Source organism: Bacillus cereus group sp. RP29 (genome assembly GCF_040459765.1).
Classification (GTDB): domain Bacteria; phylum Bacillota; class Bacilli; order Bacillales; family Bacillaceae_G; genus Bacillus_A; species Bacillus_A paranthracis.
Map to the genome: position 1 here is coordinate 4,155,882 of NZ_JARVHN010000001.1, position 14,037 is coordinate 4,169,918.

Below are 14,037 nucleotides of genomic sequence, written 5' to 3' on the forward strand. Positions count from 1 at the left end.
CAATTTATTACAAATTCCTTTTAAAAAAGAGATGTCCCAATTTTGGACATCTCTTTTTATAATAAAGGCGATAATAACCGGTACGTTGATTCAACGATTCGTCTATGAAGACGCCTTTTATGAAAACGATCGACATGAATTTCACTTGATTCTTCTAAATCGTCTTTAAAATCTTGAACAAGTTTTCGAATGCTATCTGTATCATATAAAAAGGCATTTACTTCAAAGTTCAAATGAAAACTTCTCATATCCATATTCGCTGTCCCAATTGAAGCTAAATCAGAATCGACAATGACAACTTTACTATGGAGAAAACCTTTTTCGTATTCATATATCTTTACCCCTGCATCTAAAAGCTCTGGGAAGTACGATCTCGATGCGTAAAAGACAGTTCGCTTATCAGGCTTACTCGGCATTAACAACCGAACATCAATACCAGCAAGTGCCGCTACTTTTAATGCGGATAAAATATCATCATCCGGAATGAAATACGGCGTTGCAATCCAAATGGATTTCCGCGCAGAAGCAATCATGGCAAAATATAAATGTTTAATTGTTTCCCATTTATTATCCGGCCCACCTGCAACGAGCTGCACGCCGCCCCAATGCTCCCCCTCAACTGCTTTCGCTTGTAAATATTCAGGGGCTAGCACAGCCTCGCCAGTCATATAAAACCAATCTTGAAGGAAAATAAGCTGCAAACTTTGCACAGCTTCCCCACGCAAATATAAATGCGTGTCTCGCCAAAAGCCGAAGTACTTATCCTTTCCTAAATATTCATCACCAATATTTAATCCACCTACAAATCCTTCATTCCCATCAATAATAACGATTTTTCGGTGATTTCGATAATTAATCTTATCGTTTAAAATCGGAAAACGTACAGGGAAGAACGGAATCATTTCGACACCTGCGTCGTTTAATTCTTCAATATATGATTTTGATAATTTAAAACTTCCAACCGCATCATATAAAAAACGAACGACTACGCCTTCTTTTGATTTTTGTATTAAAATATCTTTAATTTCTGTTCCAAGTTTATCATCACGCACAATGTAATATTCCATATGAATGTGATGTTTCGCTCGTTTTAATCCATCTAAAATAGCCTGAAACGTTTCATCTCCATTTGTTAATGTTCTCGTTTCAGTTTGAAATGAAATATTTAAAGCGCCTAAGCGATCCGCTAAACGAAATAACAGCTCTTGATGCTTATGATTGCGCAAAATCCGTTCTTCGTAATCTTCATGCCCCTTATATTGTAAAAACGCTTGTTCATCGAGCAACGCCTTCTTTTGGAACATTCTCTTCCTCCGAAAGTTCTGTCCGAATAATAAATAAGCGAAGAATCCAAATACCGGAAAAATCCCTAACACAATGAGCCATGTAAGTGTTTTTGACGGATGACGGTTCTCTAAGAAAATAACGCAACCAATTAAAAATGCAGATACCGTAAATAAAATACTAATAATACCTAAAATCGAAACATCTTTTATCCCAATTACATCCGAATAAAACGCTACATCAATAAACATACGTAATGATACAAATAATGCGAACAATAGTAAAACAAAGAAAATCAACTTTAACGTATTTTTCATCTCTTACCTCCTTACTAAGAAAGCTTTCCTATTCTTCATATAAAAAGCCGATTTCATACTACAGAAATCGGCCTACGTTTTAGCAGGAAAATTATTGCGAATTGTTTCAAGCGCATGCTCTTTCACAATTTGTTTCCCATACTCACTTACACGATGAATTGTTAAAGTTGATTCTTCCCCGTATTCTAAAACAATGCTTAAAATGCGATCAATTTCTTCTTCATCATGTAGCACTTCATCGAATTCCACATATACATAATAGCGGTCCTCAAATGAATATAGCTCATCTTTTATATCTTCAAAGATAAGACGATGACTTAATGAAATGACATCTTCAAAATCATTAAACTTAATTAAAAAGCCAAACGTACCATCTTCGTTAAAGTTTGTACCTGCTTGTTCCTCTACCTCTTCCACTAATTCTTGCTGGAATAATGATTCAATACCTTCATCTAGAGGAATGTCTATAATTTTATCTACACCTATTGGTAGTTCTAGCTTTTGTCCATCCTTTGAAAGTTCTGCTTTCGTTACAAGTACTTCAATCCCTTTATCGACTGCTTGCACTTGAATCCATAACGGCCCATCAATAAAGAAATCGTCATGATCACGAGCTTCGTCCATCATTTCCCAAAAGAGCTCTTCGCTTCTTTCGCGGTCATACCAAATTTCCTCACGATTAAAGCCTCTGTCCTCTATATCAATGTACGTAATAAAAAATTTCATCGTATGATCATTAATTCTTTCAATATCCAAAATACAACTCTCCCTTCCTGCTTAGAATTGTTATGAAGGGATTCCCCACTCATATGACAAATCAATAGATTCTTGTACTCTCATTTTATGATAAGATTCTCCAGAATGGAAATAAAATCGATTTATTTTACAAAAATAGTTATATACCTATCTTCATTCAATGGTATACACAAATATATCATTGTCGCGATGCCTCACTTATAAAAAATTTGGACATACATTTCCATCTTCCCCCGTACACTGTAATAAAGTGAAACTTTTATTAGAGAAGATGCTTTAGTCCTTTTCACCACATACATATAGTTCGCTTATTAAAACATCATAAATGGAGGCAGACGAATGGACTTAGAGTTTTTAACATCTGTACTAATGATTGTCGGTATCGATGTTGTATTAGGTGGTGACAACGCAATTGTCATCGCACTAGCTAGCCGAAATTTACCTGAATCAAAACGAAATAAAGCTATTTTGATCGGTACTCTTTTAGCAATCGTACTAAGAATTATCCTTACTATACTAGCTGTCTATTTGCTCGACATTCCATTTCTGCAACTTATCGGGGGCATTTTACTTACATTCATTGCAGTAAATTTACTAACTGATAATAGCAACGATCTTTCTTCTATTCAAGGAAAAACAACTTTATTTCAAGCTGTGCGTACAATTGTATTCGCGGACCTTGTTATGGGATTTGACAACGTTATCGCCATTGCAGGGGCAGCTCACGGAAGATTTTTACTCGTAATAATCGGTTTACTCATTTCTATCCCGATTATTATTTGGGGCAGCAAACTCATTTTAATACTTATGGAACGCTTTCCACTCCTCATTTATTGCGGGGCAGCAATTCTCGCTTATACAGCAGGAAAAATGGTCACACATGAAGACAGACTTGCAACCTTTTTTCATAACAACCCAAGTTTCACTGCAGGCATTCCTTACTTATTTATTTTCACCATCTTATGCATCGGCTTTATCGTTCAACGAGTTCGATTACGAAATTTGAAACATTAAAAAAAACCTTCTACTATATAATAGGTAGAAGGTTTTCATATTATTATAATTAATTTACAAGACGCTGTGCTTCACGTAATTGGAACGTTCTTACTGTACGTGGTAAGAAACGGCGGATTTCGTCTTCATTGTAACCTACTTGAAGGCGTTTCTCGTCAATCATAATTGGACGACGTAAAATCCCTGGATAGTCACGAATCATCTTATATAAATCTTGAAGTGGTAAAGACTCTAAGTTTACATTTAATTCTTGGAAAACTTTCGAACGAGTAGAAATAATCTCATCCGTTCCGCTTTCTGTCATACGTAAAATCTCTTTAATTTCCTCAATCGTTAATGGATCTGAGAAAATATTACGTTCTGTATAAGGAATATGATTTTCCTCTAGCCATAATTTCGCCTTTCTACAAGACGTACAGCTTGGAGAACTATATAATGTTACCATACAAAGCTCACTCTCCTTAAAGAGTACAAATTCTGTACTAATTACAGTTTAAATTTCTAAATTCAGCAATTTTTCGCGATACCTTGTCTTAAAACAAAGTGCAAAAATTGCTTTTCATGTAAGCAACAACTTTTAGTAAACAACAATTACTTTTAATAAGTAACTTCTATAATCATTATACAATAGATTTTGCAAGAAATATACAGTAAATTTCCTTCTAATTGAGAAAACTCTTCCGTGCATTTCACTGCTATGTAACATAATCACACTTACTTCAGCTGTTCTTTAACAATAATCTTCAACCCTCTTAACGCTTGCTTTTCATAGATTTTTCATATGATTTATAGTTATTCTCTCATAATCTTTCCTATGAAAAAGAGAACGTTTTCTTACCTTTTTTTGATAAATCAATTAAGAAATGTAAGACTATACAAGTGAGAATCAAAAGAACGTTTGTTCTCATTTTAACAAACATTCTCATTCATGTCCATACGATTTCTAAAATAAATCAAATTTTTTCTGACATTTCTTTCTTTTTCATCTTTTATCTCATACAATAAAAATACAGACAGGCAAAGGGGGAATTTGCAAATGATTGCTTTTTTTATTGATTTTGTCACTGTTGCTGCCCTCATCATCGGAATAACAGCATTGATTGGCGTCATTACAAATAGTATTGGTGAAAAACTCTTTGGCGGAAAAGAAAAGATGAAGTTTGTTAATAAAAGTTTGGATGTACAATCCGGCTGGAACCAAGTTGGTGGGAAAGGTATTTATAAGAAACGTACGTATTAAAAAAAGCAGGCAATTACCTGCTTTTTTCTTATTTCTCTACTGACGCCCATTTAAAGCTTAAATCGCCACCATATTTATGGTTGTACATATTTTTAATGGAATCTCTTTGTAAGTATGCTCTACCACGTTGATATACCGGTACAATCGCAGCGTCATCAAGTAACATTTTCTCTGCTTCTAGTAAGCTTTTCCAACGAGCATTTACATCGCTTCCATCTTTTTTTGCTTTCATGATGATCTCATCATATTTCGGATTAGAATATTTCATTTTATTTTGTGATCCGTCAGTTACAAACATATCAAGATATGTAATTGGATCTGGGAAGTCTGCACTCCATCCAGAGAATGACATGACGAAATCGCCCGCATCTTCTAATTTTAGTTTTTGCGCGAATGGTTGTTGTTTAATTTTCACTGTTAAACCTGGTAAATTCTTTTCTAACTCACCTTTTAAATATTCCCCTGTTTTCTTCGATAATTCAACATCTTCGTTTAATAACTCTAATTCGATTTCATTTTTACCAAGCTCTTTTTTACCAGCTTCCCAATATTTCTTCGCTTCTTTCACGTTTGGTTTTACAATATCTCCATTTACAGCACGGAAGTCCTTTTTATCCGGTCCTTTAATGAAGTTATCAGGAATTAATCCTGTTGCTGGCTTAGAACCGTTATTTAATAATGTATCAACGAACGGTTTACGTTCAAAAGCAAGTGAAATTGCTTTACGAATATTTTTATTTGCTAACGCTGGATCTTTTTGATTTAAACGAAGGAAGAATACAGATGTATCTTCTACTGTTTGGAAATCTGGTTTTCCTTTATATTTATCGATGAACTCCGCTAATAACGTTGCTCGATCGACTGCGTTTGTTTCATATAAATTAATTGGTGTAGACGTGTCCTTAACAATATTAAAGTTTACTTCCTCAATCTTCACTTCTTTATTATCCCAATATGACGAGCTCTTTGTCATTTTAAAGCTACGTTCATGTTGCCAATCACTTAATGTAAATGGTCCGTTATAAAGTGTTGTATTCGCTTCCAAACCAAACTTCGTACCTTGCTCTTTCACGAACTTTTCGTTCACAGGATAGAAGATTGGATATACCATTAAATCTACAAGGTATGGAATGGAATTGTCTAATTCCACTTCTAATGTATAATCATCAATCGCCTTTACCCCTAATTGGTCCGGACTCATCTCTTTTTTGTTAATTTTCTCTGCATTTTTTATATCATACATAATGTACGCTGATTTCGCAGCTGTATCTGGGTTAATCGCTCTTTGCCATGCGTATACGAAATCTTTTGCCGTCACAGGCTCACCATTTGACCATTTTGCGTCTTCACGTAATGTAAATGTATATTTTTTACCGTCTTCTGATTTTTTGAATTCCTTCGCTACACCAGGAACAAGCTTATCGTCTTTTCCTAAACTGTATAAGCCTTCCATCGTATTAGTCATTACTCTTGAAGAAACTGCATCAGCTGATAACGCTGGATCCATCGTTGGAATTTCTTGCGTTTCAATTAAGTTAATAACTTGCTTCGCACCGCTTTTCCCGCTATCCCCTTTTGCGTTCGCTTGCGGCTCATCTTTTTGGTAGCTACATGCCCCTAACATCATGCTCATTGCTACTGTTGATACTACAAAAACTGGCATCTTTTTTTTCATATTTCCACCCTCCACAAAAATGTTAGCCCTTTCATTTTCAAACAAAAAGAAATATATATGTTCTAACAATTCATATTATACACACAAATATATTTTTTGTATATTTATATTTCTATTTTATTAAAATTTTCTGTTAAAACTTAATCCTTTGTAAACGTTTCATATTGCCGATTTTCCTTACTGAAGTGTCAGGAATAATTATTTTTATATTTTTCTAAATTATCAGAGAAAAACAAAATTTATATCTTATAATACTTTACGCATAATTATCCTTCTGTTTTTATCATAAAATAGCTCTCCCTTCATAATAAAGATATGTAGGTTAAAATGAGTGCAAAGGTTAAGAAAGTATGTTACGATACACTTTGCTAAAAATAGATATCGGTAAAGAGGGGACGGACATGACAGCAATTCAGGCAAAAAACGGGCCTACTGAGAAATTAAGTTTATTCTTATTAACATGGCCTATTTTTCTAGAAGTTTTTCTATTTATGTTAATGGGGATCGCTGATACTTTCATGTTAAGTGCATTATCAGACGATGCTGTATCTGGGGTTGGTGCAGCGAATCAATATCTCCATATCGCTATTTTGGTACTAGAAGTCATCGGGAACGGCGCAGCTATCGTCGTATCTCAATACCTCGGTTCCAAACGTTTTATGGAAGCATCTAAAATATCAGCTTTAGCCGTCACATTAAATTTAGTGGTCGGACTCGTTATAAGTGCTGGTTTTCTTTTATTTTCAAAACATATGATGATGGCGATGAACTTACAAGGCGATGTACTTATGTATGCACAGAGCTATTTATCTATCGTCGGAGGAGCTATTTTCCTTCAAGCTATTATTAATTCATTAGCCGCAATTATCCGCGTACATGGCTTCACAAAGCAAGCGATGTTTATTTCACTTGGAATGAATATTATTCATATCGCTGGAAACTACGTACTCATTTTCGGGAAATTTGGTTTCCCAGAACTCGGTGTACAAGGGGCTGCCATTTCTTCTGCTGTCAGCAGGCTAATCGCGCTTATCGTTTTCTTCTTGTTACTGTACCGCGTTATGGAGTACCGTGTAAAATTACAATACTACTTCACCTTATCAAAAGAATATATCGGAAAAATTTTAAAAATCGGGATTCCATCTGCATTTGAGCAGGTTATGTATCAAGCTTGTCAAATTGTCTTCTTATACTATGCAACATATTTAGGAACGGAATCGTTAGCTGCTAGACAATACGCTACGAACATCTCTATGTTCACTTATTTATTCGCTATTGCAATCGGTATGGGAACTGCAATTATTATCGGACGCCTCGTTGGCGGTGGTGAAAAAGATGAAGCATATGAACGTGTATGGAAAAGTGCAAAGTGGGCGATTGGTGTCACGTTATGCATGGTTGCTCTCGTTATTACATTCCGTACACAATTAATGGGACTATTTACAGATAATCCGCACATTATTGCGTTAGGTGCGTCAGTTCTTTTACTAAGTGTACTACTTGAAACAGGGCGTACGATGAACATCGTCATCATCAATTCACTTCGCGCAGCTGGTGATGCAAAGTACCCAGTTTTAATCGGCGCATTCTCTATGGTGTTAATGAGTTTACCACTCGGTTATTTTTTCGCCTTCCATTTAGATATGGGGCTCATTGGTATTTGGCTAGCAATTGCTATTGATGAATGGACACGTGCCATTATTATGTTCTTCCGCTGGAAAAGTAGAGCGTGGGAGCGTTATGCACTTGTTAAACCTGAAGAACAAGAGGAGATTGTTTCTGTTCAGGCGCAATAATACTCGTTTAATTAAGGTGTAGTCATTAGTATAGGCAACTTATATTTGCGTTTCTTTAAATATATCGACTTACCGAGAAATATTGACAACTCTTTTATATAATAAAAAATCCATTCTTCCGTGATAGAAGAATGGATTTTTTATTATTGATAAATCTCTTTATATTTCTTATACTCCGCTTCAGAACATAATACGAAATGTCCTGGGCGAATTTCACGCATTGTCGGTTCTTCACTACCATAATTGTGCTGAGATGGATCGTATACGATACGTTTACGATTGCGCTCATAATCTGGATCTGGAAGTGGAATCGCTGATAATAGTGATTTTGTATATGGATGAATTGGATTTGCATATAACTCATCACTTGTTGTTAATTCAACGATTTGACCACGGTACATTACACCAATGCGGTCACTAATGTATTTTACCATTGATAAATCATGGGCAATGAATAAGTATGTTAAACCTTTTTCTTTTTGTAACTTTTTCAGTAAGTTTACAACTTGCGCCTGAATTGATACGTCAAGTGCTGAGATTGGCTCATCGGCAATGATAAATTCAGGTTCTACAGCAAGTGCACGAGCGATACCGATACGCTGACGTTGTCCACCTGAGAATTCATGCGAGAAACGGTTTGCGTGCTCTTTATTTAAGCCAACTGTGTTTAATAATTCATGAACACGGTCCATACGCTCTTTTTTGTTTTTCGCTAATCCGTGAATATCAATACCTTCTGCAATAATATCCCCTACTGTCATACGAGGGTTTAATGATGCATATGGATCTTGGAAAATCATTTGCATTTTACGGTTGAATTTCTTCAATTCTGCGCGTGATTTTTTGCCATGTACATTTTCACCGTCGAACAATACTTCACCAGCAGTTGCATCATATAAACGAATGATCGTTCTTCCAGTTGTTGATTTACCACAACCCGATTCTCCTACAAGACCAAATGTTTCTCCGCGGTAAATATCAAATGAAATATCATTAACCGCTTTGACAACACCACCACTCACGTCGAAGTGCTGCTTTACATTTTTTACTTCAATTAATTTCTCACGTTGTTTAGTCATGTTGTTCACCTGCTTTCATTTGAAGAATGCGTTTTTCAACGACTGCCGGCGGTTTTACTTCTGGAGCTTGCTCATGAAGTAACCAAGTTGCCGCATAGTGTGTATCACTTACTTTAAATAAAGGTGGGTCCATTTCAAAATCAATTTTCAGTGCCTGTGGGTTACGTGGTGCAAAAGCATCTCCCTTTGGCGGCTTCAATAAATCTGGAGGCGTTCCAGGAATTGCATATAACTCTTCTTCTGAACCATCTAAACTTGGCATAGATGCGATTAAGCCCCAAGTATATGGATGTTTTGGATTGTAGAAAATTTCATCTACAGTTCCGATTTCAACAACTTTACCAGCGTACATAACTGCTACGCGGTCCGCAACGTTCGCCACTACACCTAAGTCATGCGTAATGAAAATGATTGCTGCTTCTGTTTTTTGTTGAATGTCCTTCATAAGCTCTAAAATTTGCGCCTGAATTGTAACGTCTAGCGCTGTTGTCGGCTCATCGGCAATCAATAGTTTTGGGTTACAAGCTAATGCCATCGCAATAACTACACGCTGCCTCATACCACCAGAGAATTGGTGCGGATATTGTTTTAAACGAGCTTCTGGATTTGGAATACCTACAAGGTCGATTAATTCCAACGCAACTTTACGTGCGTCTGCTTTACTCATTCCTTGGTGTTTAATAAGGCCTTCCATAATTTGATTTCCAATTGTCATCGTTGGGTTTAATGATGTCATTGGATCTTGGAAAATCATCGCGATATCTTTACCACGTACTTGCTGCATTTCTTTTTCTGTTAATTTCGTTAAGTCACGACCTTCAAATACGATTTCACCATTTTTAATGCGTCCAGGAGGATTCGGAATTAATCCCATTAACGCTTTAGAAGTAACTGATTTCCCAGAACCAGATTCTCCTACAATCGCTAATGTTTCCCCTTTTTTCAAATCAAAAGTAACGCCGCGTACAGCTTGTACTTCACCTGCATGTGTATCAAAGGAGACTTGTAAATCTTTTACCTCTAACAATGTTTTCATCTTTGCCTCTCCCCTCTTTTACTTACGCATTTTTGGATCTAACGCATCGCGTAATCCGTCTGCCATTAAGTTAAACGCTAAAATTAATATACTGATGACAACCGCAGGAATGAACATCATATGCGGATACGTTTGAATTGATTTATAACCGTCATTTACAAGAGAACCAAGTGATGCGAATGGTGGCTGAATACCTAAACCGATGAAGCTTAAGAACGCCTCACCAAACACCGCTGTTGGAATTGTAAACATTGTCATTACGATAATTGGTCCCATTACGTTCGGGATTAAGTGTTTTACAATTAATTGTGTATTTGTTGCACCTAATGTACGAGATGCTAATACGTATTCTTGATTTTTTAATTTAAGGATTTGTCCACGAACGATACGCGACATCCCTATCCAACCTGTAATTGCCATTGCGAGTGTAATTGACCATATACCAGATCCCATAATGATTACCATTAAAATAACGATGATTAAGTATGGAATACCGTTAATAATCTCCATAATACGTTGCATAATGTTATCTACTCTACCGCCATAGAACGCTGAAATACCTCCATATGCAACCCCAATTACTAAGTCAATTGCTGCTGCTAAAAGAGCGATATATAATGATACGCGTGTACCTTCCCATGTTCTTGTCCATAAATCGCGTCCAAGATCATCTGTACCAAACCAAAAATACTCTTTAATATCACGTTTTTCATATTGGTCAACACCATATTGATCTGTACCGTCAAATGGTAACCAATGAACATTTTCAATAACTGGAATTTTCGGTGGCAATTTTGCACGTCCTAAATCTTGCTCTTTATACGAGTGCTTACTTACCATCGGTCCGAAGATTGCTAGTAAGATAATAAGCGTTAATAAAACTAAACCAAACATTGCTCCTTTATGTTGGAACAAACGTCTTCTTACATCTTGCCAAAACGTTAAGCTTGGACGGGCAATGACTTCATTATCCACATTATTTTGATTAGCTTGTTGAAATAAGTCTGGAGATAATTTTTGTACATCTTTCATCATTTTTTCCCTCCCGCTAAACGAATACGAGGATCAATAATTCCGTATAAAATATCAACAATGAAAATAACTAAGATGAAGATCGCACTATAGAAAATTGTAGTTCCCATAATAACTGTATAGTCATTCACTGTAATAGATTTAACGAACTGTTCCCCTAGTCCTGGTACAGCATAAATTTGCTCAATAACTAATGTACCTGTAATTAACCCTGCAACCATTGGTCCTAAAATTGTTACAACTGGAATTAACGCGTTACGAAGGGCGTGTTTGATAATGATAACGCCTTGGCTAATTCCTTTCGCTTTCGCTGTTAAAATGTAGTCAGCTTGCATAACTTCAATTAACTCTGCACGAGCGAAACGTGCGATTGTTGCGATAACTGCCATCGATAAAGCGATTGTAGGCATTACTGTAAACTCTGGCCCTTTCCAGAATGCTACTGGGAACCATCCAAGTTTTACCCCTACGAAATATTGTAGTAATGCGGCAAATACGAACGATGGTACCGACATCCCGAGTACGGAAATAATTGTCGCTCCATAGTCGACCCACGTATTGTTACGAAGTGCCGCAACGATTCCTAAAATTAAACCGATAAATGTTCCTAATATAATCGCTTGTAAACCAAGTTGTGCTGATGGTCCAATGCGATCCACAATCATGTCTGTTACTGGACGGTTATCATATTGGAATGATACCCCTAAATCCCCTTTTGCTAAGTTACCTAAGTAACGTGCATATTGAACTGGTACTGGATCATTTAAACCATATTTTTCAAGAATGATTTCTTTTTGTGCCGGTGATAACTTCTCCTGATTTTTAAGCGGAGAACCTGGAAGTAATTTCATCAAAAAGAAAGTCAACGTAGTAATTAAAAATAATGTCAAAGCCATGTACACGAAACGTTTTAATACATAACGTCCCATAGTCAAGCACCTCCCCGTTTTTCTCAAAAGCAATAAGATAGTTTAAAATATTCTTACTTTTATTTTTTTAAAATAAGAGTACATGCCCATCATAGGCATATACCCTAGTAAACGATGGAAAAAAGATTATTTTTGTTCAACAGATGCCCATTTGTAAGTTAATTTACCACCATAGTTAATTGGGATAATATCTTTTACAGCACCTTTTACTACATACGCTGAACCTTTTTGGAAGATTGGAGTGATAACTGCATCCTCTTTAATTAACATCTTCTCTACTTCTAATAGGTTGTCCCAGCGTGCTTGTAAATCTTTTGTATCTGTTTTAGCTTTTAGAATTAACTCATCATATTTCTGATTAGAATAGCCTGTTTTATTTTGAGAACCATTCGTAACAAACATATCTAAATATGAAATTGGATCTGGGAAATCTGGTCCCCAAATACCAAACGCAATATCATATTGCTGAGAATCTTCTAATTTATTTTTTTGTGCGAATGGCTGCTGTTTAATTTTAATAGATAAACCTGGTAAGTTCTTTTCCATCTCACCTTTTAAGAATTCACCAACTTTTTTCGCATCCTCATTATCGAAGTTTAAGAATTCTAGTTCGATTTTATCAGTGCCAAGCTCTTTCTTCGCTGTTTCCCACAATTTTTTCGCTTCTTTTGGATTTGTTTCAACTAAATTCCCATTTTCAGCTCGGAAATCTTTTTTATTCGGACCTTCAGCGAAATCTTTTCCAACAAATCCATAAGCTCCAATTGCACCATTATTTAAAATAACCTTCGCAATGTTATCACGGTCAAAGGACATTGAAATTGCTTTTCTTAAGTTTTTATTGCTTAAGTATTGATTACTTTGATTAAATCTTAGGTAAGCAACCCCTGCTTCTTTTCTTGTGTGGAATTCTGGGCTTTGTCTAAACTTATCAACAAATTCTGAAGATAGAGCCGCACGATCAATTGAGTTTGTCTCATATAAATTTACATCAGTTGACGTATTTTTAACAATATTAAAGTTAATTTCTTCGATTTTAACCGTTTTATTATCCCAATATGATGGGTTCTTCTTAAACTGGAAGCTTTGCTCATGTTTCCAATCACTCATAACAAATGGCCCATTATATAATGTTGTATTTGCCTCTAACCCAAACTTATCACCTTGTGCTTTTACAAAGTTCTCATTGAGCGGGTAAAATACTGGATAAACCGTTAAATCAACAAAGTAAGGAACGGGATTGTCTAATTCCACTTCTAATGTATAGTCATCAATCGCTTTTACACCTAATTGGTCAGCAGGTAATTCTTTTTTATGAATTTTCTCTGCATTTTTAATATCGAACATAATGTACGAATACGTCGCTTTTGTATCTGGATTTACTGCTCTTTTCCAAGAATACACAAAGTCTTTTGCTGTTACAGGTTCCCCATTCGACCACTTCGCATCTTTTCTTAATTTAAATATGTATTTCTTTCCATCGTCTAGCTTCTGAACATCTTCAGCAATTCCAGGCACTCTCTTTTGATCTTTGCCGATACGATATAAACCTTCCATCGTATTATTTAATGCTGTAGAAGATGCAGAGTCAGATGCTAATGATGCATCCATTGACGGAATTTCAGATAACTCTGTTAAATTAAGAATCTGCTTTCCGTTACTACTACTCGTAGCGTTTTCTTTCCCTTTTGCTTTTGCGTCATCCTTCTGATAGCTACACGCACCAAGCAACATACTTGCAGTTAAAGTCGATGCAAGTAATAACGGTATCTTTTTCTTCATGTTGTGTTGCCTCCCCTAATTGCACTTCCTGTACCCTCACTTGTAAAAAAGTAGAATTGAAAGAATAATCTCCAAGTTTCTACAATTTTCATTATAC

12 protein-coding genes are annotated in these 14,037 nt (G+C 35.8%); 3 read left to right on the forward strand and 9 right to left on the reverse strand.

Annotated features, from left to right (window positions below; translation table 11 throughout):
- Positions 1-56 precede the first annotated feature (56 nt).
- Both QCI47_RS22025 and mecA read right to left on the reverse strand, forming a co-directional pair.
- Positions 57-1,601 carry a cardiolipin synthase gene (locus QCI47_RS22025; protein ID WP_000799204.1) on the reverse strand — a complete coding sequence of 515 codons (1,545 nt, stop codon included), beginning with the start codon at positions 1,599-1,601 and terminating at the stop codon, positions 57-59.
- 72 nt (positions 1,602-1,673) lie between these two features.
- Positions 1,674-2,357 (reverse strand): adaptor protein MecA, encoded by a 684-nt coding sequence (gene mecA / locus QCI47_RS22030; RefSeq protein WP_000350710.1) that lies wholly within the window; start codon positions 2,355-2,357, stop codon positions 1,674-1,676.
- Positions 2,358-2,696: 339 nt separating this feature from the next.
- Between mecA and QCI47_RS22035 the strand changes: the two genes are divergently transcribed.
- Complete coding sequence (locus tag QCI47_RS22035; protein ID WP_000362603.1) at positions 2,697-3,371, forward strand: TerC family protein; 675 nt, start codon at positions 2,697-2,699, stop codon at positions 3,369-3,371.
- A 49-nt stretch (positions 3,372-3,420) separates the two neighbouring features.
- Here QCI47_RS22035 and spx read toward each other — a convergent pair whose 3' ends face one another.
- Positions 3,421-3,816: a transcriptional regulator Spx gene (spx, locus tag QCI47_RS22040; RefSeq protein WP_000258267.1), complete on the reverse strand. Its 396-nt coding sequence runs from the start codon at positions 3,814-3,816 to the stop codon at positions 3,421-3,423.
- Positions 3,817-4,407: 591 nt separating this feature from the next.
- Here spx and QCI47_RS22050 point away from each other — a divergent pair.
- Positions 4,408-4,611: a hypothetical protein gene (locus tag QCI47_RS22050; protein ID WP_000559978.1), complete on the forward strand. Its 204-nt coding sequence runs from the start codon at positions 4,408-4,410 to the stop codon at positions 4,609-4,611.
- Positions 4,612-4,639: 28 nt separating this feature from the next.
- On the opposite strand, the gene QCI47_RS22055 is transcribed toward QCI47_RS22050, so the two are convergent.
- Positions 4,640-6,286, reverse strand: coding sequence for a peptide ABC transporter substrate-binding protein (locus QCI47_RS22055; RefSeq protein ID WP_000728616.1), 1,647 nt, complete (start codon positions 6,284-6,286; stop codon positions 4,640-4,642).
- A 350-nt stretch (positions 6,287-6,636) separates the two neighbouring features.
- Here QCI47_RS22055 and QCI47_RS22060 point away from each other — a divergent pair, with 350 nt between their 5' ends.
- Complete coding sequence (locus QCI47_RS22060) at positions 6,637-8,082, forward strand: MATE family efflux transporter (protein ID WP_309422092.1); 1,446 nt, start codon at positions 6,637-6,639, stop codon at positions 8,080-8,082.
- Between the two features lie 143 nt (positions 8,083-8,225).
- On the opposite strand, the gene QCI47_RS22065 is transcribed toward QCI47_RS22060, so the two are convergent.
- From QCI47_RS22065 to QCI47_RS22085, 5 genes are all read right to left on the reverse strand, one after another.
- The gene (locus tag QCI47_RS22065) at positions 8,226-9,161 is read right to left on the reverse strand and encodes an ABC transporter ATP-binding protein (protein WP_353811950.1); all 936 of its coding nucleotides are present in this window, start codon (positions 9,159-9,161) and stop codon (positions 8,226-8,228) included.
- Positions 9,154-10,197, reverse strand: a complete 1,044-nt coding sequence (locus QCI47_RS22070) for an ABC transporter ATP-binding protein (protein WP_000854346.1) — start codon at positions 10,195-10,197, stop codon at positions 9,154-9,156. The genes QCI47_RS22065 and QCI47_RS22070 overlap by 8 nt, the downstream gene beginning before the upstream one ends.
- 18 nt (positions 10,198-10,215) lie before the next feature.
- Positions 10,216-11,232, reverse strand: coding sequence for an oligopeptide ABC transporter permease (gene opp3C / locus QCI47_RS22075; RefSeq protein ID WP_000974101.1), 1,017 nt, complete (start codon positions 11,230-11,232; stop codon positions 10,216-10,218).
- Positions 11,229-12,158, reverse strand: a complete 930-nt coding sequence (opp3b, locus tag QCI47_RS22080) for an oligopeptide ABC transporter permease (protein WP_000534165.1) — start codon at positions 12,156-12,158, stop codon at positions 11,229-11,231. Before opp3b ends, opp3C begins: the two co-directional genes overlap by 4 nt.
- A 126-nt stretch (positions 12,159-12,284) precedes the next feature.
- Positions 12,285-13,940, reverse strand: a complete 1,656-nt coding sequence (locus QCI47_RS22085; RefSeq protein ID WP_000727207.1) for a peptide ABC transporter substrate-binding protein — start codon at positions 13,938-13,940, stop codon at positions 12,285-12,287.
- Positions 13,941-14,037 lie beyond the last annotated feature (97 nt).

Bases quoted from the DNA above. Each gene is read 5' to 3' on its own strand.
- QCI47_RS22025 (WP_000799204.1), bottom strand. From the start codon at position 1,601: ATGAAAAATACGTTAAAGTTGATTTTCTTTGTTTTACTATTGTTCGCA.
- QCI47_RS22035 (WP_000362603.1), top strand. From the start codon at position 2,697: ATGGACTTAGAGTTTTTAACATCTGTACTAATGATTGTCGGTATCGAT.
- spx (WP_000258267.1), bottom strand. From the start codon at position 3,816: ATGGTAACATTATATAGTTCTCCAAGCTGTACGTCTTGTAGAAAGGCG.
- QCI47_RS22050 (WP_000559978.1), top strand. From the start codon at position 4,408: ATGATTGCTTTTTTTATTGATTTTGTCACTGTTGCTGCCCTCATCATC.
- QCI47_RS22055 (WP_000728616.1), bottom strand. From the start codon at position 6,286: ATGAAAAAAAAGATGCCAGTTTTTGTAGTATCAACAGTAGCAATGAGC.
- QCI47_RS22060 (WP_309422092.1), top strand. From the start codon at position 6,637: ATGTTACGATACACTTTGCTAAAAATAGATATCGGTAAAGAGGGGACG.
- QCI47_RS22065 (WP_353811950.1), bottom strand. From the start codon at position 9,161: ATGACTAAACAACGTGAGAAATTAATTGAAGTAAAAAATGTAAAGCAG.
- QCI47_RS22070 (WP_000854346.1), bottom strand. From the start codon at position 10,197: ATGAAAACATTGTTAGAGGTAAAAGATTTACAAGTCTCCTTTGATACA.
- opp3C (WP_000974101.1), bottom strand. From the start codon at position 11,232: ATGATGAAAGATGTACAAAAATTATCTCCAGACTTATTTCAACAAGCT.
- opp3b (WP_000534165.1), bottom strand. From the start codon at position 12,158: ATGGGACGTTATGTATTAAAACGTTTCGTGTACATGGCTTTGACATTA.
- QCI47_RS22085 (WP_000727207.1), bottom strand. From the start codon at position 13,940: ATGAAGAAAAAGATACCGTTATTACTTGCATCGACTTTAACTGCAAGT.